Raw genomic sequence first — 24,087 nt, forward strand, 5'->3', positions numbered from 1 at the left:
CACTGACGAAGGCGCGCGTGGACTCGGTCCCGATTCAGCCCTGGTCCAGGTATCCGGGCCGACTGTGGAGGGGCTCCGCATACCATGGAACGACTGTGACTCGGACCACCGACCAGTCCGCCGCCGCACTGCGTGTGCTCGCCGTGGACGACGAGAAGCCCGCTCTGGATGAGCTGGTGTATTTGCTGCGCGCGCAGTCGGGGGTCGGTGACATCCACAGCGCGAGCGATGCGACAAGTGCGCTGCGGCTGATGCGGGCGCATCCGATCGATGCCGTCTTCCTCGATATCAATATGCCCGGGCTGGATGGCATGGAATTGGCGGGCATCCTGTCCGAGTTCGCGAACCCTCCCGCGGTGGTGTTCGTGACGGCGCACGATGATCAGGCGATCGCGGCCTTCGATCTGGGAGCGGTGGACTATCTACTCAAACCGCTGCGGGAGGCGCGGTTGACCGAGGCGGTGCGCCGGATCGTCACGGCGCGCGCGGCACCGGCCCCGGCGATCGCGGAACCGCGTGCCGACCCCAATGAAGTGATTCCGGTGGAATTGGGCGGAGTCACCACGCTCGTGCACCGATCGAGCGTGAGCTGGGTGGAGGCGGAGGGCGATTACGCCCGACTGCACACCAGTCGGGGATCCCATCTGGTGCGGATTCCATTGTCGGCGTTGGAATCCCGGTGGGAGAACGCGGGATTCCTGCGGGTGCACCGATCTTATCTGGTGGCGCTGCGGTTGGTGACCGGGCTGCGCTCGGTCGGCACCGGAACGGTGGTCCGGCTGCGGGCCGACGGCAAAGCCGCGGCGGTGGAATTGCCGGTGAGCCGTCGACAGGTGCGGGAGCTGAAGCAGCGGCTGGTGCACGGCCCGCGACAGCAGTGGACGAATCCGTGACCACTGCCCAGCCGCGTCCGCCCAGACAGCGCGTCGTGCTCGCCGAACGCCGCGGCGCGCGACGCGTGCGGACCCGCACGGAAGTGGTCGAGCAGACCGAGATCGGCGAGGCGCTGATCGGCGGTCTGATTCGCGCGCAATTGGGGTTGGCGGTGCGCGTCGGGTTGGTCATGGTGCTCGTATTGTGTTCGCTTCCGGTGCTTTTCCGGCTCGGGTCGGTGGGATCTTTTGTGCTGCTCGGGGTTCGGCTGCCGTGGCTGCTGCTCGGTATCGCCGTCTATCCGGTGCTGTACGGCGTCGGGCGGCTCTATGTCCGTCTCGCCGAACGCAATGAGCAGGACTTCCTGGAATTGGCCGAGGATTGACCTGATGTTTCGCGCCGCGACAACACTCGCGCACCGCCGCTCGGCCGAGCGCCCATGCGCCACGACATGTCGAATGGGCGGCAACTCGGTCGGCGGCGAGGAAAGGGGTCGTGCCGCATCACGGCCCGCCGCCCGCCAGCACTGCCGACCGGATGCCGGAACGGATCGGGGCATGGCGTGAACACGGCGACGGCCCCAGCGCTCACGGTGCTCGCACTACTGTTCGCCGCCCTCACCACGGTAGCGATCGGCGTCTACGGTGTTCGGTTGGCGCGCACCACCTCCGACTTCCTCGTCGCCTCACGCAGCGTCGGGCCGCGCTGGAATGCGGCCGCGATCTCCGGCGAATACCTCTCGGCCGCTTCATTTCTCGGTGTCGCGGGACTGATCGCGAAATACGGCGCGGACGCCCTCTGGTATCCGGTCGGGTTCACCGCCGGATATCTCGGCCTACTGCTGTTCGTGGCCGCACCACTGCGCCGATCGGGTGCGTACACGGTGCCCGATTTCGCGGAGTTCCGGCTCGGCTCGCTTCGGCTGCGCAGACTGGCAGCGGTCGTGGTGGTGCTGGTCTGCGGGGTATATCTCATTCCGCAGTTCCAGGGCGCCGGGCTCACGCTGCACATCCTGCTGAATGTGCCGAAATGGGTCGGCGCGGTAGCGGTGGGCGCGATCATCATCGCGAATGTAGCCGGTGGCGGCATGCGATCGATCACGCTGGTACAGGCCTTCCAGTACTGGCTGAAACTGACCGCCGTGGCGATCCTGGCGCTGGTGCTGCTCGGACATTTTCTGGCCGAGGATCGCGAACTCGGCACACCCGCTCCCCCGGTGGTCACCGAACGCACCACGGTTGATGTCAGCACCGGCGTGGTGGTGCGGGTCGGCGCGCCGCAACAGGTTTCGATCACCGGGACGCTCGACGATCGCAAGGTGGACGGCCCGGCCCTACTCACACCCGGCACACACGAACTGGCGGCGGGCACCGAACTGACCCTGGAGGCGGGCTCGGCCGTGCCGGTGGTGGCCGGAGCGCCGACGGACGGTGCGGCCTGGCTGGCGCCCGGCGGCGGATTCGGCGGCACCCATCCCACCTACCAGGTGTATTCGCTGATCATCGCCACTTTCCTGGGCACGATGGGACTTCCGCACGTGCTGGTGCGGTTCTATACGAATCCCGATGGTCGCGCGGCGCGCACCACCGCACTCGCGGTGATCGGCCTGGTCGGGGTGTTCTACCTCTTCCCCATTCTGCTGGGGGTTTTCGCGCGGCTGTACGTGCCGCAGTTGCTTATCACCGGAACCTCCGACGCCGCAGTCGTGCTGCTGCCCGGATCAGTGCTGGCTGGCCTGCCGGGACAACTGCTGGCGGCACTTGCCGCGGCAGGTGCGATCGCGGCGTTCCTTTCCACCTCGTCCGGACTGCTGGTCAGCATCGCGGGTGTGCTCAGTACGGATATGCTGCGCGGCCGGATTCGCGATTTTCGGGCCGCCGCCGTATTCGCCGGTGCTGTGCCCCTTGGTGTTTCGATCATGGTGGTGTCGCTGGATCTGTCCCGCACGGTCGCGCTCGCCTTTTCGGTGGCTGCCTCGACGCTGTGTCCGCTGCTGGTGCTCGGCATCTGGTGGCGTGGTCTGACGGCCAAGGGCGCGGCCACCGGACTGATCGCGGGCGGTCTGGCGGCGGGCGGCGCGACGGCGGTTTCGGTGACCGGCGGCATCTCCGACGAACTCGCGAACGGCTGGCTCGCTGCTGTTCTCGGCTATCCGGCGGCGCTCAGCGTACCGCTGGCATTCGCGTCGATGATCCTGGTCAGCGTGCTGACGCGGGGGCAGAATGCCCGCACGGTGGGACGCATCTTCGTCCGGATGCACGCACCAGAGCGCCTCGGCATGGGCGCGGACCGCGAGCGTGCCATCGGGCTGAGCCGCTGACCGTTCGTCGCGGCCAGCCGACCGTTCACCGCACAAACCAACGCCTTCACAGAGTGATCCACGCCACATCGTGAATCCCGCACGAGCGTCCCTTTATGGTCGGCGGGTAGTAAGCCACGTCACACGCTAGGACCCTGCGATGACCAGTATCGACCTCGACAAAGATGGCACGCCTCCGCGGCGCACGCCGACCGCGGAGGATTTCACCGCCGTCCAGTCGAGTCCCCAGTTCCAGGAATTGCGAAGCCGGTTGCGCCGCTTCATCTTTCCGATGACCGCACTGTTCCTGGTCTGGTACCTGAGCTTTGTGCTGCTCGGCGCCTACGCGCACGACTTCATGGCCACCCAGGTCATCGGCGATATCAACCTCGGCCTGCTACTCGGCCTCGGGCAATTCGTCTCGACGTTCGTGATCACCTGGCTGTATGTCCGGTTCGCCAATAAGGAACTGGATCCGCGCGCCGCGTCGATCCGCAACTATCTCGAGGGAGACCAGGCGTGAGGACGCAATATCTGTCGGCCGCGGAAACGGTCGGCAATCCCGCCGCGAATATCGCCATTTTCGGCCTGTTCGTGGCGATCACGATGGTCGTGGTGATCCGGGCCAGCCGCAATAACCGCACCGCCGCCGACTACTTCACCGGCGGTCGCGGCTTCTCCGGCCCGCAGAACGGCATCGCCATCGCGGGCGATTACCTTTCCGCCGCAAGCTTTCTCGGCATCGCGGGCGCCATCGCGGTATACGGCTACGACGGGTTCCTGTACTCGATCGGCTTCCTGGTGGCCTGGTTGGTCGCACTCCTGCTGGTCGCCGAAATGCTCAGGAACACCGGCAAATTCACCATGGCTGATGTGCTGAGCTTCCGACTGAAGGAAGGGCCGGTCCGCACCGCCGCCGCACTGACCACGCTCGCGGTTTCGCTGTTCTATCTGCTGGCGCAGATGGCGGGCGCGGGCGGTCTGGTCGCGCTGCTGCTCGATATCTCGGATAAGACCGGACAGAGCATCGTCATTGCCGTCGTCGGTGTGCTGATGATCGTGTACGTCCTGGTCGGCGGCATGAAGGGCACCACATGGGTGCAGATCATCAAGGCGGTGCTGCTCATTACCGGCGCGGCGCTGATGACGGTAATGGTATTCGCCAAATTCGGCTTCAACTTCTCCGACATCCTCGGCTCGGCACAGGACGCGGTGCACGGCTCGAAGACCAAGGGCGTGGCCGCCCGTGACGTGCTCGCCCCTGGTGCCCAGTACGGCGGCAGCGCGACCTCCAAGCTGAACTTTGTCTCCCTCGGCCTGGCGCTGGTGCTCGGCACCGCGGGTCTACCGCATGTGCTCATGCGCTTCTACACCGTGCCGACCGCGAAAGAGGCACGGCGCTCGGTGGTTTGGGCGATCGGCCTGATCGGCGCGTTCTACCTGTTCACCCTGGTGCTCGGTTACGGTGCGGCCGCGATAGTCGGACCGGATCGCATTCTCGCCGCGGCGGGCGGACAGAATTCGGCGGCGCCGCTACTTGCCTTCGAACTCGGCGGCGTAATCCTGCTCGGCATTATCTCCGCGGTCGCCTTCGCCACCATCCTCGCGGTCGTCGCGGGCTTGACCATCACCGCATCGGCGTCGTTCGCGCACGATATCTACGCGAGCGTGATCAAGAAGGGGCAGGTCGACGAGAACAAGCAGGTCAGGGTTTCCCGGATCACCGCGGTGGTGATCGGTGCGCTGGCCATCGGCCTCGGCATCCTGGCCAACGGTCAGAACATCGCCTTCCTGGTGGCGCTGGCCTTCGCGGTCGCGGCGGCGGCGAATCTGCCGACCATCGTGTTCTCGCTGTTCTGGAAGCGGTTCAACACCACCGGTGCCCTGTTCAGCATGTACGGCGGCCTGATCTCGACGATTGTGCTGATCGTGTTCTCACCCGCGGTATCCGGGACGAAGACCTCGATGATTCCGGGTTCGGATTTTGATTGGTTCCCGCTGTCGAATCCCGGAATCGTTTCCATCCCACTGGCTTTCGCACTCGGCGTGGTCGGCACCTTCCTCGGCGGGCGCAAGCCGGAGGATCCGGCGAAACAGGCCGAGATGGAGGTTCGCTCGCTCACCGGTGTCGGCGCGGAAAAGGCGATCGTGCACTGACCGCATCCGAGGTGAGCCTGCCGCCCTTGTTGTTTCGAGAGGATTGATCGACGTTGACCAGTGCAACCACCGACCCGACCACCTACCCGCCGGATGCGGCATTCGCCGCGAGCGCCAATGCCGATGCGGCACTGTACGATCGCGCCGCCGCCGATCGGCTGGATTTCTGGGCCGAACAGGCTCGGCGGTTGCACTGGCATCAGCCGTGGACGCAGATCCTCGACTGGAGCGACGCGCCTGTCGCGAAATGGTTCGTCGACGGCAAACTCAATGTCGCCTACAACTGCGTGGACCGGCACGTACTCGACGGGTTCGGCGATCAGGTGGCCATCCACTGGGAGGGCGAACCGGGTGACTCTCGCGACATCACCTACGCCGAGCTGCTCGCCGAAGTATCCCGGGCGGCAAACTATTTCACCGAGCTCGGGCTGCGGACCGACGATCGAGTCGCCATCTATATGCCGATGGTGCCGGAGGCGATCGTCGCCATGCTCGCCTGCGCCCGGCTCGGGCTCACCCATTCGGTGGTATTCGCCGGATTCTCGCCGACCGCCTTGCGCCAGCGGGTCGACGACGCCGGGGCCCGATTGGTGATCACCACCGACGGGCAGTGGCGGCGCGGTACCGCCGCACCCCTCAAGGCCGCTGTCGACGAGGCGCTGGCCGATGGCGAGCACACCGTTGAGCACGTACTCGTGGTGCGCCGCACCAACATCGAGGTGCCGTGGACCGATCGCCGCGATCTGTGGTGGCACGACACCGTCACCGACGCCTCCCCCGATCACGAGGCGCAGGCCTTCGACGCCGAACATCCGCTGTTCATCCTCTACACCTCCGGCACCACCGGAAAACCCAAGGGCATCCTGCACACCACCGGCGGCTATCTGACCCAGGCCGCCTACACCCACCACAACGTCTTCGATCACCGAGCGGGACAGGACGTCTACTGGTGCACAGCCGATATCGGCTGGGTCACCGGCCACAGCTACATCGTCTACGGTCCGCTCGCCAATCGCGCAACCCAGGTCGTCTACGAGGGCACCCCGAACTCCCCCGATGAGCACCGGCATTTCGAGATCATCGAAAAGTATGGCGTCACCATCTATTACACCGCCCCCACTTTGGTGCGGACCTTCATGAAGTGGGGTCGCGAGATTCCGGATGCGCACGACCTGACCTCGCTGCGGCTGCTCGGCAGCGTCGGCGAACCGATCAATCCGGAAGCGTGGCGCTGGTACCGAGACATATTGGGCGGCAATAGAACTCCGATTGTGGACACCTGGTGGCAGACCGAGACCGGTGCCATCATGATCTCCCCGCTGCCCGGCGTGACGGCGGCCAAACCGGGCGCGGCCATGACCCCGCTACCCGGTATCTCCGCGAAGATCGTCGACGATGACGGGGCCGAACTCGAGCACGGCCGCTCCGGACTGCTGGTGCTGGACCAGCCGTGGCCCTCGATGCTGCGCGGTATCTGGGGTGATATGGACCGGTTCCGCGAGACCTACTGGGACCGATTCGCCGACCGCGGTTGGTATTTCGCCGGTGACGGCGCCAAATTCGACGACGATGGCGACCTCTGGGTGCTCGGCCGCGTCGACGACGTCATGAATGTCTCCGGTCACCGGATCTCCACCGCCGAGGTCGAATCCGCGCTCGTCGGACATGCGTCGATCGCGGAGGCCGCGGTGGTCGGCGCGAACGATGCGACCACCGGACAAGCCATCGTCGCCTTCGTCATTCTCACCGCGGGCGCGCACGATTCCGGCGATGCGCTGATCGGTGAGCTGAAAGCCGCTGTCTCCCGGGAGATCAGCCCGATTGCCCGACCGAGGGAGATTCATATCGTCCCGGAACTCCCGAAAACCCGTAGCGGCAAGATCATGCGCCGCCTGCTCCGCGATATCGCAGAGGGTCGAGAACTCGGCGATACGTCGACCCTCGTCGATCCGAAGGTCTTCGAGGCCATCGCCCGCGGATAGGCGCCGCCCCCCAGCGGCGGACCCGGCCACCACGTCGATGAGGGGGACCGGGTCCGCCGCTCCACGTCAGAGCGCTGGACCGCTACTGCGGATGTCGGCGTTGAACCGCTCGCCGGGTCTACCACGTAGACAGATCGAACCGCGGCGCTGGCCTCGGGCCGGATGCGGCGGCCATCGTCAACGGCGAAACGGTAACCGTGAACAAGGCATCTGACCGGCCTCTGGCTCACCTCAGCGCTGTGGTTCTTCCAGCACAACGGCATCGCCTTCTGATCGGAGTCCGATATGAACAACGATGATCTCGTCCTCGACCGCCGCCGCGTCGTGGTCGCGGGAGCAGGTGCGGCAGCCGCCGTGGCCGCCCTCACCGCATGCACCACCTACGGCAAGAACGACGTACCCGCGGCCGCACCCCCCAGGGCCGCCGCCGGATCGACCGGACCGAATGTCGCCGTCGGACAGCCGAATGCCATCGCCTCGACCTCCGAGGTGCCGATCGGCGGCGGTGTGATCAAGGGCGATGTGGTGGTGACCCAGCCGAATGCCGGATCCTTCGTCGGCCTGTCCTCGACCTGCACACATGCCGGTTGCAAGGTCGCGACGGTCTCCGGCGGCACCATCAACTGTGCCTGCCACGGCAGCAAATTCGGTCTCGACGGCTCGATCGTCAATGGCCCGGCTACCCAGCCGCTCGCCCCGAAATCCGTTCACGTCGAGGGTGACTCGATCATCCTGGGGTAACCAGCGCGCTACCCGCCGCGCGGCACACCGGCCGCGCGGCCTACCCCACGAACGCTCAGGCCCCGCCGAACAATTCGGCCATCCGCCGGTCCATCTCATCCGGCGGCACATCCTCGACGTGCGTGGCTACGGTCCACCGGTGGCCCCACGGATCCTCGAACGCACCACTGCGATCGCCGTAGAACTGGGTGGTCATTGGGGTGAGTTCCTTGGCGCCCGCGGCCAGGGCGGCGCTGAAGGCGGCATCGGCGTCCTCGACATAGACGTAGAGGTTGACCGGCGTGCCGCCAACCGTCTTCGGGTCGAGGAAATCCATATCCGGAGCCGGATCGCCGACCATGATGAGCGAATTACCGAAGGTGAGTTCGCAGTGCGCGATCTTGCCGTCCGGTCCGGGCATGCGCATCCGCTCCGATGCGCCGAAAATATTCTTGTAGAAGTCGATGGCGGCAGCGGCTCCATCGATTGCCAATCCCGGCGAGACCACCGGATAACCCTCGGGGATCGGTTTCACATCGGACATGAGTTACCTCCGATCGAGGCGTTTGTCGGACAGGTGCGAGCCTATTCCTCACCCGGGCACGACATGCCTGATCGGCGCAAACCGCTACGGAGTCATTCGTTCCAGGTGACCTGCGTATTGATCGTCTGCTGCAGCAAGCTCGCGCTGCGCGGATCGCGGTAGGCCTGATGTCCGCCGACAGTGATCGAGCCCGCGACCGGCAGCGGCAGACCGAGATCGACGGTGATCGTGCCCGAGCCCTGCATGACGTAGTCCTTGATATCGAGGGTGCCCGCATTATTGGGCAGCGGCCACACCTGCGACTTCGGTTTCTGGGTCACCTCGAGTTCGATGGTCAGCCGGTCGCCTTCGCGTTTGGTCAGTGTTGCGGTGGTCACCTGATCCAGTGCGACACCGCCGTCGACCTCCTGACGCACCGTCCACACCGCACCCTCACCGACCGGTTGGTCGGGAAAGGTGATCGAGCGGTATACCGCCTGGTAGAAGGCCTGTTCCAAGGCGGCGCGGGCGGTATTGGAGGTGTCCGGTGCCGGGGCCAGCCGCAGCGCGGTGATCGCGCCGAGTTCGCTCATATCGAATCCGGCGTGCGAACCGTCGGCGGCGGTGAGCGCCTTGGCCAGCGACGGGTCCGGGCTGGAGATGGTGCCGAGAGTCAGCTCGACACCGTCACTATCGGTCTGCGCCGTCATCGGAATCGTCAGCGCGGGCGAGGAGAAATCACTCGGCGGCTGATCATTGATCTGCTGCTCGATGTGATGGTCGGTGCGCAGCGTCACCTGCTGCACCGTGCCCGCCGGATAGCCGGGACGCAGCAGCGACCGCGGCTCCTCCCCCGCAGAGACGACGGTGGCGACCGCCGCCGAAATCGGCACGGTCACTTCCTTGCCGATGCCGACTGGCTCGGTGCTGTCGGACTCGACGCGCGAATCGGCACCGTCACTGCAGCCGACACCGAACGCGGACAATCCGACCGCGAGCACCATCAGCAGCACACCCGAGCGCGCGATTCGGGGTACGTAGGGCGAAGACAACACCGTCACGAGCATCAGAGTACGACCGCTTCCTGAGTGTCAGCTGGGACATGCAGGTGACCGCGTGCGTAGCGCGAATCGTTACTCGAGAGATGATGGTCGGCGTGAGTGACGACCGGCCGCCCGAGGACAACTCCGTCGATAACGCGGTACCCCCCAGCGACGACGCAGAAATTGCGACCCCGACCGCCGAACCGGGGAAGCCCGCCGCACCGCTGCGGCTACGCACGCTGCTGATCATCGCCGCGGTATTGCTCGGCCTGGACCTGCTCACCAAGACCATTGTCGTGGCCGAGCTGACCCCGGGCGATCCGGTGCCGATCATCGGCGATTTCGCGCGGTTGTCACTGGTACGCAACCCGGGCGCGGCCTTCTCGATGGCCACCGGCATGACCTGGCTGCTGACCCTGGTCGCCGCGGCCGTGGTGATCGGCGTGATCCGGATCGGGCGCACGCTGCGCTCGCTGTGGTGGGCGATCGGGCTCGGCATGGTGCTCGGCGGTGCGCTCGGTAATCTGGTCGACCGGTTGTTCCGTGCGCCCGGACCGCTACAGGGACATGTGGTGGACTTCATCGCCGTCGGCTGGTGGCCGGTATTCAATCTGGCCGACTCCTCGATCGTGTGCGGTGCGATCCTGCTGGTGGTGCTGACGGTCTTCGGCTTCGAACCCGATGGCACACGCGCCGGACACGGTCACACCGAAGAGACCGCCGCCGAAACCACCACGGAGCCGGACGAGCCATCCGGCAACGACGCCAACGGTGCGGCCAACAGCAAGGGAAATGCGGCGTGAGCGAGCGAACCATGTCACAGCGGGCTTCGATCATGCCGGAACCGAGCGCCAGCGAGGTGCAGGCATGAGGGAAACCCGAAGCATGCCGGTACCCGACGGACTCGACGGCATGCGCGTGGACGCCGGACTGTCCCGACTGCTCGGGCTGTCCCGCACCGCCGTCGCCGCGCTGGCCGAGGAGGGTTCGGTGCAACTCGACGGCGTCGCCGCGGGCAAATCCGATCGGCTGGTGGCGGGGGCCTGGCTGGAGGTCGCATTCCCGGAACCGAAGCGGGAACTCACCATCGAGCCCGAGCCGGTCGAGGGTATGAAGATCCTCTACGCCGACGATGACATCGTCGCGGTCGACAAGCCGGTCGGCGTCGCGGCGCACACCGGCGTCGGTTGGACCGGGCCGACGGTGGTCGGCGGACTGGCCGCGGCGGGCTATCGCATCTCGACCTCGGGCGCGCATGAGCGGCAGGGCATTGTGCACCGCCTCGATGTCGGCACTTCCGGAGTCATGGTCGTCGCACAGTCCGAACACGCGTACACCGTGATGAAGCGGGCATTCAAGCAGCGCACCATCGATAAGCGCTATCACGCACTGGTACAGGGACATCCGGATCCGAGCAGCGGCACCATCGATGCGCCGATCGGCCGGGCCCGCGGCGATGCCTGGAAGTTCGCGGTCACCGCGGACGGACGCCCGAGCATTACCCACTACGACACCGTCGAGGCGTTCCAGGCGGCCAGCCTGCTCGATATTCATCTGGAAACCGGGCGCACCCACCAGATCCGGGTGCATTTCTCCGCGATCCGCCATCCCTGCTGTGGTGATCTCACCTATGGTGCGGATCCGCGACTGGCGGAGCGGCTGGGGCTGGAGCGGCAGTGGCTGCATGCGCGTTCGCTGGGGTTCAACCATCCGGCCGATGGCCGGTATATGGAGATCACCAGCGAGTATCCGGCTGACCTGAAGAACGCCCTCGACGTGTTGCGCAATGCCTGAAACATTGCGCCGCATTGCCATCGCCGTCGCAGCCGTCGGTTTCGCGGTGCTGATCGTGGTGCTCGGCGTACTCGATCCCCCACGACCGACCGGCATTTCGACCGACCGGCTCGGCCCGGAACGGGGCGAGCACGTCGCGGATTATGTTGCGCGGGCACAGGATTCGCTGTCCGGTTCGGATACCGAGGAGCACTGGGCGCTGGTCTCCTTCACCGAACCCCTTACCCCCGACCAGATTCCGGCACACAGTGGCGGCCTGCGTATTGCCGCGGCAAGCCACCATGTGTCGATCCCGCGGGTGAACACCCCGATCGTCACGGTGCAACTGCCTGCGGGAAATGCGGTAGCGGTGGCGTCCGCCGACAATGCCGCCTGGCAACTGCTGGCACAGCACGCGGCCGGCGAACGCACCGACCGCATCAATGCGGTGTCGGCGGCTCGGCTGCGCGCCGGGTGCGCATGCACCGTCGGTCTCGTAGTCCGCGGATCGCTGCCCGAACTCCGAAATCTGGCGGCCCAGAACGGAATCCGCGCCGTACACGCCCTACCCACCGATGCGGTCGCGACCAGTTTCGCCATTGTTCCGTTACTGCCGGAGTACGAGGACATCGCACTGCCCGGTACCGATGACGGCCCCCTCCCGGATCAGTAACCGTCAGCGAGGCCGTGGTCCCGGCGCGCAGCATTCCGCGCCGGACTGGTCAATCCGGCAGTGCCACAACACCATCCAGGTACCGCCTGCAGCGGCCGATGAGCAGCACCCGATCGCCCGCGAGTTCACAGCGCAGCCTGCCACCGCGCCGGGACAGCTGGCGGGCGCTGAGTTCGGTCCGGCCGAATTCGCGGCTCCACAGCGGAACCAGCTGTGCGTGCGCCGATCCGGTGACCGGATCCTCGGCCACACCGAGGTCCGGACCGAAGACCCGAGAGACGAAGTCCACGGTATCGCCCGGCGCGGTGATCACCGCATCGAAGGCCAGCGGTGGGAAGGCCGCGAAATTCGGCCGCGCCTCGCGCACTTCGCGTTCGGAACCCACCACGACCACCTCGTCGAATCCGGAGAAGGCGCGCACCGCACGGACGCCGAGCGCATCCACCAGCGCCGGATCGGGCGTGACCTCCTCGGATTCCAGCGCGGGTAGGTCGAGTACGTATTCGTCGTCATCGGTGCGGTCGACGTGTAGCCAGCCGCTGCGAGTGAAGAAGCTCACCCGGTCCTCGCCGGGATGGATGTCCTCGAGAATCTGCGCGGCCGTCGCCATGGTGGCGTGGCCGCACATATCGACCTCCTTGGTCGGGGTGAACCAGCGCAGGTGCACAGCGGGCCACTCTCCGGGGGGATCACCCGCCTCGACTGGTAGTTGCGAGGTATAGAAGGCGGTCTCGGCGAGGTTGTTCTCCTCGGCCAGATGTTGCAACAGCTCGTCCGACAACCATGCCGACAGCGGCATGACCGCGGCCGGGTTGCCCGAGAACGGTGCGTCGGCGAACGCGTCGATCTGGTGCAGCAAAACCTCCATAGTCGAGAAGGTACTCCAACCCTGAATGACCGCTTCGCACAAGGTATCTCGCGGCGCGGCGGGTCAGCCGTCCAGTTGTTCAGGCGCCCCCGCCCGGTGAACTCGGGAGTAGCGTGTGCTTGTCCCCCTGAACTGCGGCGGCGATCCACCAGGCGGCTTCGACGAGCACGATGCCGACCGCGCCGCAGATGAACGCCGCGGTGGTGAGCTCGATATTCGAGGGGTCGAGTTTGAAGAAATGCCTGGTGAACGGGATTGTGAACAACAGCACATAGGCGAGGACCGAGGCGCCGATGAGCACCACCTTCCACCACACATACGGCCTGGCCACGATGGCCAGCACCCACACCGCGATCATGATCAGGGTGATCAGCGCGGTGGTGCCCGCCTGCTCCTTCTGCTCGAAGGTGGCATGCGGACCCGCATAGGCGATCAGATACGCGACAAAGGTGGCGACGCCGATCACCACACCGGAGGGAATCGCCAAACGCATGACGCGCGAGACGAATCCGGAGCGGGCGCGTTCGTTGTTCGGAGCCAGCGAGAGGATGAAGGCCGGAATACCGATGGTGAACCAGGCCGCGATCGTGACATGCCTCGGCAGGAACGGATATCCGATCGGATCGTAGTCGAAGATCTGCGAACCGACTCCGGCGATGCCGACCAGGAAGGCGAGCAGCACCGAGTACACGGTCTTGGTGAGAAACAGATTCGAGACCCGCTCGATATTGCCGATCACCCGGCGCCCCTCGCCGACCACATACGGCAGTGTGGCGAATTTGTTGTCCAACAACACGATCTGGGCTACCGCGCGGGTGGCCGGACTGCCCGACCCCATAGCCACACCGATATCGGAATCCTTCAGCGCCAGTACATCGTTCACACCGTCACCGGTCATGGCGACGGTGTGGCCGCGAGATTGCAAGGCGCTCACCATGGCTCGCTTCTGGTCCGGGCGCACCCGACCGAAGGTGGTCTCGCGCTCGAGCACATCGGCGAGTGCGGCACGGTCCTCGGGCAACTCGCGAGCGTCGACCGCGTGATCGCCGCCACGCAGATCCAGTGACGATGCCACCGCGCCGACCGACACGGCGTTGTCGCCGGAGATCACCTTGATCGAAACCTGCTGGCTGGCAAAGTAATCGAGGGTTTCGCGGGCATCGGGGCGCACCTTCTGCTCGAGCACGACCAGGGCTGCGGGGTCGACAGCGCCCGGTGCGTCGGCGGCGTCGACCGGACGGTCACTGCGAGCGAGCAGCAGAATGCGCAGGCCCGACGAACCGAGTTCCTCTGCGACACGGGCATCTTCGGACCTCGGGTCGAGCAGCACATCGGGCGCGCCGAGCAGCCAGTCGCCGTGCTCGCCGTAGGAGAACCCGCTCCACTTCTTCGCCGAGGAGAACGGTGCGACCGCGGTGTGGTGCCAATTCGGCTTATCGGCGAGCTCCTCCCCGATGGCCTGCACGCTCGCATTCGGGCGCGGATCGTCGGCGGCCATGGCGGCCAGAGCCTGTCGGACCTCGGCGTCGTCGAATGTGCCGAGCGTCTTGATATCCGACAGGCGCATTCCGTTCTCGGTGAGCGTGCCGGTCTTATCCGCGCACACCACATCGACGCGGGCCAGCCCCTCGATAGCGGGCAATTCCTGCACCAGACATTTGCGCCTGCCGAGTCGCACCACGCCGACCGCGAAGGCGACCGAGGTCATCAGGACAAGGCCCTCGGGCACCATCGGCACCAGCGCCGCGACCATGCCGGTGACGGCGGGCCGCCAGGACTCCTTACTGGAGAACAACTGGTTGTAGATGCTCAGCAGCCCCGCCGGGATCAACAGATAGGTGATGACCTTGAGGATGGTGTCGATACCGCTGCGCAATTCGGACTTGACCAGCGTGAACTTACTCGCCTCTTCGGCCAGTGTGGCAGCGTAGGCGTCCCGGCCGACCTTCGTCGCGCGGTAGGCGCCGGAACCCGAGACGACGTAACTGCCCGACATCACCGACGCGCCGATCTGCTTATCCACCGGATCGGCCTCACCGGTGAGCAGGGATTCGTCGACCTCGAGCAGTGCGGACTCCTCGACCGTACCGTCGACGACGATCTGGTCGCCGGGTCCGAGCTCGATCAGATCGTCGAGGACGACCTCCTTCGGCGCCACCTCGAGCGACTGTCCGTCCCGGCGCACGGTCGGCTTGGCCTGGCTGACAATGGCCAACTGGTCCAGGGTGCGCTTGGCGCGGACCTCCTGAATGATGCCGACCGCGCTATTGGCGATGATCAGCAGACCGAACATCCCGTCGATAATCGAGCCGGTCGCCAGCACCAGGATGAACAGCACACCGAGGATGGCATTGATCCGGGTGAAAACATTGGCACGGACGATGTCGCGTACGGATCGGCTCGCCCGGTCCGGCACATCATTGGTCAGCCCGTCGCGGCGACGTTGCTCGACCTCCGCCGCGGTCAGCCCGGTGACGGCCGTATGGGGCACGGTTATCGACATGACCGCCAGGCTACCGAGAACTACCGTCGGTAGCGTGCAGCGAAGCAGAGCGGTCCCGGGTGTGGTGTTCGGTACAGGCGCATTTCTGATCTGGGGGCTGTTTCCGGCGTACTTCGGGTTGCTGGCCTTCGCCAATCCGGCCGAAGTGGTAGCGCAGCGGATTCTGTGGACGTTGGTGCTGGTGCTCATCGTGCTGGCGATAACCGGGCAGCTCGGTGGACTGCGCGGTATCGCCCCACGGACCTGGCGGATGGCAGCGGTGGCCATCGCGGCGCTATCGATCAACTGGGGCGTGTACGTCTACGGCGTCACCTCCGGACATGTGGTGGAGTGTGCGCTGGGGTATTTCATCAATCCGCTGGTGACGGTGGCATTCGGCGTGCTGATCTTCCGTGAGCGATTGGCCAGGGCGCAATGGGCGGCGCTGGGGCTGGGTGCGGTGGCGGTCGCCGTGCTCACCGTCGACTACGGCAGACCGCCGCTCATCGCGCTGGCACTGGCCTGTTCATTCGCCACCTATGGGCTGGTGAAAAAGGTGATTCCGTTGGACGCGCTGCACGGAATCGCGGCCGAGGGTCTGGTCGCCGCACCGTTCGCGCTGGCCTTCGTCATCGTATTCGCGATGACCGGGCGCAGCGAATTCGCCAGCGGCATCACACATTCCGGACTGATGATCTCGACCGGTCCGGTCACCCTGCTGCCGCTGTTGCTGTTCGCCGTTGCCGCGCAACGGGTTCCGCTCTCGACCATGGGACTGCTGCAATACCTCACGCCCGCGCTGCAGATGGCCTGGGGCGTGGCCGTCGCGCATGAGCCGATGCCCGCGTCGCGGTGGGCCGGGTTCGCGCTCATCTGGGCGGCACTGGCGATTTTCACCGCCGACGCGCTGGTGCGTGGTCGGCGGCGGGTGCGGACCGCCCAGCCCGCACCGGCCCGTTCAGCCGACCGCCGCGGCGCCGGTCAGTAGGCGGTGTTGATGTGGCCCGGGGTCCACAGGCCGGAGTGGTCCTGCTGGGTGATTTCGGGTTCGGCGGGGTCGGCCTTGGGATCGATGCGGACCAGTTGTTGAAGTTCGCCCCAGTCTCGATGCCAGTCCTGGTCCAGGTAGGTGGCCAGGGTGCGCGGACGCAGCAGCATATTGGACCAGCCGAGCGGTCCGCCGCCGTCGTGGCTCTGCCACAGAGTGGTGATTTCCGCGCCAGGTCGGTCCGGCAGGATGCGGTAGGCCGGGACCTCGGCGATATTGTCGCGGTGATCGTAGGGCCGCTGGTTGGGGAATTGCAGGCCGACCATCCAGTCGGTGAGAACCGGAACCTGTGAGCCGACAACATCGTTCAGCGTTCTGGTCTGTGGTACCCGCGGCGGGGTGACGGCCAGCCACTGCTTGGGATTGCGGTCTCGGTCGACGGCGACGATGCGGATCACGTCCGCGCCGCTGGGGATTTCGCTGAACGGTACACGCAGGTTGCGCCACGACGGCGCCGGTCCGATATCGATTGGGGCGACCTTGCCCATGGGCTGCGCGGTCATCGCGGAATCGGTTGCACCGTATTCGATTTCGAGGGTCTGCCCCGGGGTGACGATGCCGTCGGCGTCGACCGAGCGGATCCGGCCCGCCGCGGTCAGCGCGATAATGCCATGACGATCACCGGATTCGGGAAGTCGATACCAGCCGGTGGTCAGATCGGCGGGCCCCGCATCTCCGGAGCCGTAGCTGCCCAGTACCGGCGTCGTCGCCGGGTTCAGTCCGAAAGGCAGTGCGGCGGAGGCGGTTCCGGCTGTGTTCTCCGAAGCCGACTTACTGCTCAAAGCATCGGCGATGCTGCCGGTCGGACTCGAATCGTCGTCGGGACGCAGATCGGCGGCCACGCCCGAACCGGTGAATCCGGTGCCGGAGCCCGACAGCGTGCTCACCGCATCGCCGGTCAGCGGCCGCAGCATGCCCGCATTCGGATCGGTCTCCACTAGCACATGACCGGCCAGACCCGCCGTCTTCCCGGTCAGTGCCTCGATATTCGAGCGCGCCAGCGAGAACGCCGGGCCCTGGGCCACGGCCGCCTTGGCGAAAGAGCCGACATCCCAGACCACGAGCAGCGCCAGCGCGATGGTCAGCGGCGGAAGTACCGACACTCGCCATGCGAGACGCGAAACCCGATGCGGGGTACCGGGCTCCGGCGCCCGCACATGCCACCACGCGGCAACGGCCAGCAGTACGGCGGCCGCGAGCAGGAACAATTTGTTGAGCTCGATACCAGCGATCACCGGCGGCTTGTCCCACCACGGAATGCCGTAAGACGAGACGTACCACCACTTATTGGGCCCGGAGAATACCAATGCGAGCAGAAATGCCACCACCGCGGCGAACAGCGCACGGTAGCGCGGCGCCCGCAAAACCCTTGGGGCCACGGCCATCGCGGTCACCATGGCGACAGCACCGGCGACGCCCGCGTAGACACCGAAGTGATGGGTCCACTTGGTCGGCGTGACCATGATCAGCAGCAGCGCGCCGACGGTGACACCGAGAATGCGCCGGGTCGGCCCCGCGGCCAGCACCGGAATCCGACCGCCCTTGCGCAGCAGCACGATGACACACACGATGAGCCCCGCGAGCATCACGAGCACACCGATCCGGCGGCCGACGGAGCCGTCCGTCTCGCCCTGGAAGAGGTACTGATAGCGCAGATATTCATTGAACCACTCGACATCCGGGCCGACGATGTGGTGGATCCGCTTCATCTCGAACATCGCCGCCAACGGCTGGTCGGCGAACATGATCGCCAGCACCACGATACCGGCGGCCAGCAGCGGTGCGAGCAGCACGGCGTAGCCGACCACTCGGGAACGCAACGATCCCCGAGTCCCGGTGCGGTCCATGATGATTCGCGCGACCGGTCGCAATCCCGCCAGTAGCGCCGCGATACAGATCACACCCGACGGCCCGGCCGTGCAGGCAAAGGCCGCAACCAGGATCGCGAATCCGGCGGGCAACAACCGCCGCGTGGCAATGGCACGCTCGACCAGACACCAGGTGAGCAGTAGTCCCAGCGCAACCGGCGGTTCCGGACGCAGTCCGTTGTCATAGGCGAGCCAGATGGTCAGGAAACCGAGTGCACCGCTGCACATCGCGACCCGGTTGCGACGCACCGCGACACCGAGCCGCGGCGCCACCTCGCGGCTGAGCAGCAGCCACATCAACACACCGCAGCACAGCGCGGGCAGCCGCACCCACGGACTGGCGATGCCGACCTGCGTCATGATCCGGATCAGGTCGTAATACGGTGTGCCGACCGGATTTTCGGGCACCCCGAAGTAGGCGAAGTAGTTGGCCATATAACCCGCGACACCCGACGCACGGGCCATACCGAACTGATAGCCGTCATCGGAGGTGGTCGACCCGATGAAGTGCCAGACCACCATGGTGCCCAGCACCACCACGTCGAGCAGGGTGAATGTCCACCAGCGCTGCGGCAGGAAGCGGCGCACCCGCCGACCGTCCAGCCGATCGAGCCGATACAGCGCGACGAGCGCGACAATCGTGCACAGCACCGCGAGCCAGATCGCCGCGCGTTTCACCGGCGTGGGCGTCGAGGAGAACCTGGTATCGAGTTCGGCGGTGACGCGCGCACCATCGGCCGCGGCCAGATCGCTGAAGATGCCCACCATCTGCGGTCGGTAGTCGCCATTGAGCACCACCGGGAATCCGGGCGCTTCGAATCCGACCAAGGTGGCGGTCGCGCTGGTGCTATCGGCGTGCACGGTGAGTTCACAGCCCGGAACCAATTCGGTCACCGGCACACTGAGCAATGCCTGATTGCGCAGCACCACATCCAGCCGCGCCGGAGTGTCGGCTCCAGCCTGCACTCGGGCGACGAATCCGTAGCGCTCGAGATCCGGCGCGTGATCGGGTCCGGTCGCCACAAGGGTGCCGCCCTTGGCGCTGAGCTGGTTGATCGCCGTGCATGGCAGGGTGGCGTCGAAAGTCAGTGGTGCATAGGAGATCAGCGGCGCCTCGATGCTGCGCGCCGACCCTGCCTGTGGCCAGGTCAGCGTCGCCGCGTCCACCCGGACCGGCAGCAGCGGCACCGCCACCGCGAACAGTGCGCCCAGCAGACCCGCGATCAGCGCGATCGGCCCGGCCCAACCCCAGCGCGTCTTCGATTGTGCCGTCCCGAGTTCGGATTCCTCGACGGACGGCTGCCCCGCCCACACCATCGTGTCAGCCACGGGGCCTGATCCTAACGGTAACTATTTCAAACGAAAGTTCTTGCCGGCGTGCGGCATTGATTCTCAGCATGTACACAGCTGTCGCGGCCGACACCGGGCCGGCCGCGACAGCTGACCCTTTCGAGCGACCTGCAAGCAGTCGCTACGGAGGGAACTCAGCCGCAGGCCGCCGACTGCTGGCCGAGGTTGGTCAGCATGGTGCAGGCCCAGGCCTTCTGGATCTTCCACTTGCCGTCCTCCGCGACGAACGGCACATCGATAATGTTCTCCTGGCCGTTGAGCAGTACCTTGGCCTTGGCATTGACGCTGTCGCCGAAGCCGGTCACATCGGTGACCGTGATAGTGACATTGGCGCCCTTGGCGGCCTCGGCCAGCCGGTTCGGCAGTTCCGGATCGGCCTCGGCGCCCTGCACGCCGTCGAGCTTCTCCGAATTGGGCACCGACGGATCCAGCGCACGCTGCAGCTGCGTGTTCAGTTCCGCGACGGAGGGGACCGGCGGCAGATTGGTGTTCGAGCTCGCGCTGGCCGAGGCCTTGGCGCTGGTACTTGTCTTCGCGGCCGGCTTGCTGTCTTTGTCATCGCTGCAGGCGGTCATGCCGAGTGCGGCGACGACGGCCAGGCCGGCGATGGCGATGCGTCCAGTCTTACGAAGCTTCAACTGCTCGTCCTTTACGTTCGAGTAGGTACATGTCGTTCCACCAACGGCAGCCGTCACCCGAATCGGCGACGCTGCACGAATGACCCAGGCTACCTGTCAGCGGAGACTGCCGAGCGGATCCGCCCGGGACAGACTGATGTCGTCGGCGGCAAAGGTACGCGCCGGACCGGGCCCTGTCGAGCTGGTCTCGAACCGAACAGTAACCACACCGAGCCCGGCGCCCTGCACCCACCCGTGCCCGAATTCGGGGTGCGTGACATCGAGTCCGCGATACCACAGCGTCGCGCTGCGCATCGGCGAATCGCCCTGAGCTGCACCGACGCTCGACTGCGTAGTCCCGGGGACCGGGAAGGTCGCGGTCTCTGCCAGCTCGACGCCGAGCGGCCCGACCGACGCACCCGCGCCGAGCTCTGTCGCACCGTCCTCGGCTGCCGATGGCCCCCGCTGAGTATCCCAACTATCGGAGTGCGGCGCGTCGCCCTCCCAGCTGCCCGCATCCTCGACCGGGGCCTGATCGAGCTCTGGGAACAACGACTCCTGCCGAACGGTCGACAGCCCGCCGTAACCCACCCCGACCAGCCGAATCGGCCCGAGTTCGGCCGGATCAATGGCCGAGCGCTGCGCCGCCGTCATCAACGTGGCCAGCTCGGTCGTCGCGTACGGCAGGGTGAACGACCTGGTCACGATGCTCATATCGGACTTCTTCAGCTTCAGCACCACAGTGCGTGCGGCCCGGCCGTCCTTTTCCAGCCGACGGTGCGCGGCCGCTGCCATGGTCTCGATCGCCGGACGTAGCTGGGCCATCGTGACGATATCGGTCTCATAGGTGTTCTCAGCGCTGATCTGTTTGGCCTCGGCCCGTTCGGCGACCTGCCGGTCGTCGATGCCGCGGGCCAGCCGGTGCAGTGCCGCGCCGACGCTGCCGCCGAGGATGGACACCGCCTCCGATTCCGGCAGCGCCGCGAAGGCGCCGACTGTCTCGATACCGAGCGAACGCAAGCGGCCCTCGGCCACCGGACCGATCCCCCACAGCTTGCGCACCGGCAGCCCGGCCAGCAGTTGCTGCTGCTCATCCGGCGAAACCACCCGTACCCCATCGGGTTTGGCCATACCGGAGGCGATCTTGGCCAGCTGCTTACCGGTACCCGCACCGACCGAGGCGACCAACCCGGTCCGCTCCCGCACCAGCGCGCGCAGCTGCTCACCGAATTCGCGCACCTGCTCGACGGTCGCGCCCACCAACTCGGCCGGCTCACCGAACGCCTCGTCGAACGACAGTGTCTCCAGCACCGGGATGCGGCTGCGCAGTGCGTCGAACACCCGCGCACTGACCACGCTGTAGACAGCACCGCGCGGCGGCACCACCACCGCGGTCACCCCGACCAAGCGCCGCGCCTGATGCATCGGCATGGCCGAGCGCGCACCGAATACCCGCGCCTCATAGCTGGCCCCCGCGACCACACCGCGACCGCCGGTTCCGCCGACCAGCACCGGGCGCCCGCGCAGTGTGGGTCGGGTCAATTGTTCGACCGAAGCGAAGAAGGCATCCATATCGATATGCAGCACCCACCGCCGCGCCGTACGCACGGACGCGCCTCGCCCGGCGGCCATAGCGGTGTTGTCGGTGCTCACGCACCGGAATCTACGCCGCCGCACCGACAGGTCGGCCCACCGCGCAACCCGGCGTAAACCTGTGAATTCGGCAAGCAACCTGGGTTCCAGGTGGACGTCAGCCGAGTAGTTTCTGCGAGATTGCTACCGATCGGTGCGCCGCGACGACCGGGCGGGTGCGGCGCTCTGCCCTGCCCAACCATCCGTGACCAGGACCGATACCGATATGTTGCCGACTCGACATGCCCAACCCAAGCGTGGGGATCACCGGTTCGGACCCGCTCGGGTATGTGATGATCGGACCATGAAGATCCGCAAGGCCGTGATACCGGCCGCCGGAATCGGCTCCCGGCTGCTCCCGCTGACCAAGGCCATCCCCAAGGAGATGCTGCCGGTCGGCGATAAGCCGGTCATCGAGCACACCGTCCGGGAGCTGGTCGCATCCGGAATCACCGATATCACCATTGTGGTCAGCGGCGGAAAGTCCTTGATCCAGGACCATTTCCGCCCCAATCCAGCCCTGGTGGCCCAGCTCCGAGCCGACGGCAAGGACGCGTTCGCCGATGCGGTGGAGGAGGTCGGCGAGCTGTCCCGGCTCGGGCACATCACCTACCTCGATCAGCACGGGCCCTACGGCAACGGCACCCCGGTGCTCAATGCCGCCCGCAATCTCGGCGACGAGCCGATGCTGGTGCTGTGGCCCGACGACGTCTTCGTCGCCGGGGTACCGCGCGCCCAGCAGCTGATCGACGCCTACGAGGCGACCGGCGCGCCGGTGCTCGCGCTGATGCCGATGGATCCGTCCGAATCCAAGCGCTACGGCGTCCCGGTCGTCGCGGACGACCAGGGCAACGGCCTGCTGCGCATCACCGGGCTGCGGGAAAAGCCCAAGCCCGAGGACGCACCGTCGAACTATGCCGCGATCGGTGGCTATGTCGTCACCCCCGGCATCATCTGCGAACTGCGCAGACAGACCGAGCAGTGGTACGAACATCGCACCGGCGAGGTGTACCTCACCGATGCGATCAATGTGCACGCCGCCGACAACCCGGTCTTCGGCCAGGTCATCCAGGGCCGCTGGTACGACACCGGCAATCCCGCCGACTATCTGGTGGCCCAATTCGCCTCGGCTCTGGCGCATCCCCAGTACGGACCACTACTGCGCCAGCTCGTCGACTGATATCGGGCTCGCCTCGCGCAGGGCGACGATCACGACCTTGTCGTCGGGCCAGCACTGGAACACGCCCTCACGTTCCGCATCGTTGCTCTACGGGCGAGCGCGATGGTCGTGGGAACGTAGCCGATCCGAATCAGAAGCGACGAATGGTGTAGATGTCGAAATCGCGCAGCGGATGCAGACCAACCGGAACGCCCCAGTCGTGCGCGTCCAGGACCTGCCCGGAGCCCGCGTAGATGCCGACATGCGAGGCGTCGTCATTCAGGATTACGACATCACCCAGCGACAGGGCCGGGAACGGAACCGTGGCACCGACCTTGGCCTGCTCCCAGGTAGTGCGCGGTAGTTTCACCCCGACCTGACGGAATGCCCACTGGACCAGACCCGAGCAATCCCAGGCGAACGGGCCGGTGGCGCCCCATTCGTAGGGTTTGCCGATCTGAGTGTAGGCCGCGGTCAGTGCGCCGAGTCCGGCGACACTCGGCAGCGGCAGGGCAGCGGAACCGCTGGAACTACCGGAACTACCGGAGCCGGAACTACCGGAGCCGGAACTACCGGAACTACCGGAGCCGGAACTACCCGAACCGGAGCCGCTTCCGGTATCACCACGCACCGGTCCAGCGAGGACGAGCGCCATGACAGTCGATACCAGAAACCCAACAGCTATCCGCCGCAATGCCCTTTTGTGCGCGGTGATCATGTGCTCGTCCCTTCCGTCGACCCGGTCAACGCGCGGTACCGGCCTCGCCGTCAGGGAAGGGGATCCGCACGCCACAGACCTGCGCCACCTACGTATTCACGTGTGGCGCAAGGTATTTCAGGTAGAGCAGTTCAAGTACGAACATTCACTGCGGTCACAGAAGTCGATCTGCACACCAGCAGCAACATGCAGATTGTGCCGGGCATTGTGCGATCACGACAACGAATCAGCTAATTCTCAGCATGTGATCTACATCACACCAGAGAAGATCATGGACGCGGGTCGGGGCGGGCTCTCGAGAT

20 protein-coding genes are annotated in these 24,087 nt (G+C 66.1%); 12 read left to right on the forward strand and 8 right to left on the reverse strand.

Going from position 1 to position 24,087, the window contains the following annotated elements; genetic code table 11:
• Positions 1 to 95 precede the first annotated feature (95 nt).
• The 7 genes from ACIBI6_RS35145 (at position 96) to ACIBI6_RS35175 (ending at position 8,052) form a co-directional block, all read left to right on the forward strand.
• Entirely contained in the window at positions 96 to 893 is a 798-nt protein-coding gene (locus ACIBI6_RS35145) for a LytR/AlgR family response regulator transcription factor (RefSeq protein ID WP_396959235.1), read from the forward strand.
• Positions 890 to 1,258, forward strand: coding sequence for a hypothetical protein (locus tag ACIBI6_RS35150; RefSeq protein ID WP_364353165.1), 369 nt, complete (start codon positions 890 to 892; stop codon positions 1,256 to 1,258). Before ACIBI6_RS35145 ends, ACIBI6_RS35150 begins: the two co-directional genes overlap by 4 nt.
• Positions 1,259 to 1,435: 177 nt before the next feature.
• On the forward strand, positions 1,436 to 3,193 hold the full coding sequence (locus tag ACIBI6_RS35155) for a cation acetate symporter (RefSeq protein WP_396959238.1): 1,758 nt from the start codon (positions 1,436 to 1,438) through the stop codon (positions 3,191 to 3,193).
• 139 nt (positions 3,194 to 3,332) lie between these two features.
• Positions 3,333 to 3,695 carry a DUF485 domain-containing protein gene (locus ACIBI6_RS35160; protein ID WP_364353171.1) on the forward strand — a complete coding sequence of 121 codons (363 nt, stop codon included), beginning with the start codon at positions 3,333 to 3,335 and terminating at the stop codon, positions 3,693 to 3,695.
• On the forward strand, positions 3,692 to 5,329 hold the full coding sequence (locus ACIBI6_RS35165; RefSeq protein ID WP_364353174.1) for a cation acetate symporter: 1,638 nt from the start codon (positions 3,692 to 3,694) through the stop codon (positions 5,327 to 5,329). Before ACIBI6_RS35160 ends, ACIBI6_RS35165 begins: the two co-directional genes overlap by 4 nt.
• Positions 5,330 to 5,382: 53 nt before the next feature.
• Entirely contained in the window at positions 5,383 to 7,311 is a 1,929-nt protein-coding gene (gene acs / locus ACIBI6_RS35170) for an acetate--CoA ligase (protein ID WP_396959240.1), read from the forward strand.
• Positions 7,312 to 7,596: 285 nt separating this feature from the next.
• Positions 7,597 to 8,052, forward strand: coding sequence for a Rieske (2Fe-2S) protein (locus ACIBI6_RS35175; RefSeq protein ID WP_396959242.1), 456 nt, complete (start codon positions 7,597 to 7,599; stop codon positions 8,050 to 8,052).
• Between the two features lie 55 nt (positions 8,053 to 8,107).
• Here ACIBI6_RS35175 and ACIBI6_RS35180 read toward each other — a convergent pair whose 3' ends face one another.
• Positions 8,108 to 8,575 (reverse strand): VOC family protein, encoded by a 468-nt coding sequence (locus ACIBI6_RS35180; protein ID WP_357474891.1) that lies wholly within the window; start codon positions 8,573 to 8,575, stop codon positions 8,108 to 8,110.
• Positions 8,576 to 8,667: 92 nt separating this feature from the next.
• Positions 8,668 to 9,621: a hypothetical protein gene (locus ACIBI6_RS35185; RefSeq protein ID WP_396959245.1), complete on the reverse strand. Its 954-nt coding sequence runs from the start codon at positions 9,619 to 9,621 to the stop codon at positions 8,668 to 8,670.
• 80 nt (positions 9,622 to 9,701) lie between these two features.
• On the opposite strand from ACIBI6_RS35185, the gene lspA reads away from it, so the two are divergent.
• The 3 genes from lspA to ACIBI6_RS35200 all read left to right on the forward strand — a co-directional run bounded on the left by lspA (position 9,702) and on the right by ACIBI6_RS35200 (position 12,043).
• Positions 9,702 to 10,400, forward strand: coding sequence for a signal peptidase II (lspA, locus tag ACIBI6_RS35190; RefSeq protein ID WP_396959321.1), 699 nt, complete (start codon positions 9,702 to 9,704; stop codon positions 10,398 to 10,400).
• A 64-nt stretch (positions 10,401 to 10,464) separates the two neighbouring features.
• Positions 10,465 to 11,391, forward strand: coding sequence for an RluA family pseudouridine synthase (locus tag ACIBI6_RS35195; protein ID WP_364353186.1), 927 nt, complete (start codon positions 10,465 to 10,467; stop codon positions 11,389 to 11,391).
• Positions 11,384 to 12,043, forward strand: a complete 660-nt coding sequence (locus ACIBI6_RS35200; protein ID WP_396959247.1) for a hypothetical protein — start codon at positions 11,384 to 11,386, stop codon at positions 12,041 to 12,043. The genes ACIBI6_RS35195 and ACIBI6_RS35200 overlap by 8 nt, the downstream gene beginning before the upstream one ends.
• 49 nt (positions 12,044 to 12,092) lie before the next feature.
• On the opposite strand, the gene ACIBI6_RS35205 is transcribed toward ACIBI6_RS35200, so the two are convergent.
• Positions 12,093 to 12,911: a PhzF family phenazine biosynthesis protein gene (locus ACIBI6_RS35205; protein ID WP_364353192.1), complete on the reverse strand. Its 819-nt coding sequence runs from the start codon at positions 12,909 to 12,911 to the stop codon at positions 12,093 to 12,095.
• A 79-nt stretch (positions 12,912 to 12,990) separates the two neighbouring features.
• Positions 12,991 to 15,414, reverse strand: coding sequence for an HAD-IC family P-type ATPase (locus ACIBI6_RS35210; protein WP_364353195.1), 2,424 nt, complete (start codon positions 15,412 to 15,414; stop codon positions 12,991 to 12,993).
• On the opposite strand from ACIBI6_RS35210, the gene rarD reads away from it, so the two are divergent.
• Entirely contained in the window at positions 15,413 to 16,381 is a 969-nt protein-coding gene (gene rarD / locus ACIBI6_RS35215) for an EamA family transporter RarD (RefSeq protein ID WP_396959250.1), read from the forward strand. The genes ACIBI6_RS35210 and rarD overlap by 2 nt on opposite strands.
• Here rarD and ACIBI6_RS35220 read toward each other — a convergent pair.
• The 3 genes from ACIBI6_RS35220 to ACIBI6_RS35230 all read right to left on the reverse strand — a co-directional run bounded on the left by ACIBI6_RS35220 (position 16,375) and on the right by ACIBI6_RS35230 (position 21,908).
• A complete protein-coding gene (locus ACIBI6_RS35220) occupies positions 16,375 to 19,626 on the reverse strand; it encodes an arabinosyltransferase domain-containing protein (RefSeq protein WP_396959323.1) in 3,252 nt (1,083 codons plus the stop codon). The genes rarD and ACIBI6_RS35220 overlap by 7 nt on opposite strands.
• Before the next feature lie 167 nt (positions 19,627 to 19,793).
• On the reverse strand, positions 19,794 to 20,297 hold the full coding sequence (locus ACIBI6_RS35225) for a hypothetical protein (RefSeq protein ID WP_364353204.1): 504 nt from the start codon (positions 20,295 to 20,297) through the stop codon (positions 19,794 to 19,796).
• Positions 20,298 to 20,393: 96 nt separating this feature from the next.
• Positions 20,394 to 21,908 (reverse strand): DNA polymerase IV, encoded by a 1,515-nt coding sequence (locus ACIBI6_RS35230; RefSeq protein WP_396959325.1) that lies wholly within the window; start codon positions 21,906 to 21,908, stop codon positions 20,394 to 20,396.
• 304 nt (positions 21,909 to 22,212) lie between these two features.
• Here ACIBI6_RS35230 and ACIBI6_RS35235 point away from each other — a divergent pair, with 304 nt between their 5' ends.
• Positions 22,213 to 23,088, forward strand: a complete 876-nt coding sequence (locus tag ACIBI6_RS35235; RefSeq protein WP_364353207.1) for a UTP--glucose-1-phosphate uridylyltransferase — start codon at positions 22,213 to 22,215, stop codon at positions 23,086 to 23,088.
• 130 nt (positions 23,089 to 23,218) lie between these two features.
• Here ACIBI6_RS35235 and ACIBI6_RS35240 read toward each other — a convergent pair whose 3' ends face one another.
• Positions 23,219 to 23,785 (reverse strand): NlpC/P60 family protein, encoded by a 567-nt coding sequence (locus ACIBI6_RS35240; RefSeq protein ID WP_396959253.1) that lies wholly within the window; start codon positions 23,783 to 23,785, stop codon positions 23,219 to 23,221.
• Positions 23,786 to 24,087: the final 302 nt, after the last annotated feature.

Origin of the sequence: Nocardia sp. NPDC050412 (assembly GCF_044458825.1) — a bacterium.
Taxonomy (GTDB): Bacteria; Actinomycetota; Actinomycetes; order Mycobacteriales; family Mycobacteriaceae; genus Nocardia.

What these genes read in the sequence shown, in the direction of transcription:
- ACIBI6_RS35160 (WP_364353171.1), top strand. Translation starts at nt 3,333, where the DNA reads ATGACCAGTATCGACCTCGACAAAGATGGCACGCCTCCGCGGCGCACG.
- ACIBI6_RS35175 (WP_396959242.1), top strand. Translation starts at nt 7,597, where the DNA reads ATGAACAACGATGATCTCGTCCTCGACCGCCGCCGCGTCGTGGTCGCG.
- ACIBI6_RS35180 (WP_357474891.1), bottom strand. Translation starts at nt 8,575, where the DNA reads ATGTCCGATGTGAAACCGATCCCCGAGGGTTATCCGGTGGTCTCGCCG.
- ACIBI6_RS35185 (WP_396959245.1), bottom strand. Translation starts at nt 9,621, where the DNA reads ATGCTCGTGACGGTGTTGTCTTCGCCCTACGTACCCCGAATCGCGCGC.
- lspA (WP_396959321.1), top strand. Translation starts at nt 9,702, where the DNA reads ATGGTCGGCGTGAGTGACGACCGGCCGCCCGAGGACAACTCCGTCGAT.
- ACIBI6_RS35195 (WP_364353186.1), top strand. Translation starts at nt 10,465, where the DNA reads ATGAGGGAAACCCGAAGCATGCCGGTACCCGACGGACTCGACGGCATG.
- ACIBI6_RS35200 (WP_396959247.1), top strand. Translation starts at nt 11,384, where the DNA reads ATGCCTGAAACATTGCGCCGCATTGCCATCGCCGTCGCAGCCGTCGGT.
- ACIBI6_RS35205 (WP_364353192.1), bottom strand. Translation starts at nt 12,911, where the DNA reads ATGGAGGTTTTGCTGCACCAGATCGACGCGTTCGCCGACGCACCGTTC.
- rarD (WP_396959250.1), top strand. Translation starts at nt 15,413, where the DNA reads ATGACCGCCAGGCTACCGAGAACTACCGTCGGTAGCGTGCAGCGAAGC.
- ACIBI6_RS35210 (WP_364353195.1), bottom strand. Translation starts at nt 15,414, where the DNA reads ATGTCGATAACCGTGCCCCATACGGCCGTCACCGGGCTGACCGCGGCG.
- ACIBI6_RS35220 (WP_396959323.1), bottom strand. Translation starts at nt 19,626, where the DNA reads ATGGTGTGGGCGGGGCAGCCGTCCGTCGAGGAATCCGAACTCGGGACG.
- ACIBI6_RS35230 (WP_396959325.1), bottom strand. Translation starts at nt 21,908, where the DNA reads ATGGCCGCCGGGCGAGGCGCGTCCGTGCGTACGGCGCGGCGGTGGGTG.
- ACIBI6_RS35235 (WP_364353207.1), top strand. Translation starts at nt 22,213, where the DNA reads ATGAAGATCCGCAAGGCCGTGATACCGGCCGCCGGAATCGGCTCCCGG.
- ACIBI6_RS35240 (WP_396959253.1), bottom strand. Translation starts at nt 23,785, where the DNA reads ATGATCACCGCGCACAAAAGGGCATTGCGGCGGATAGCTGTTGGGTTT.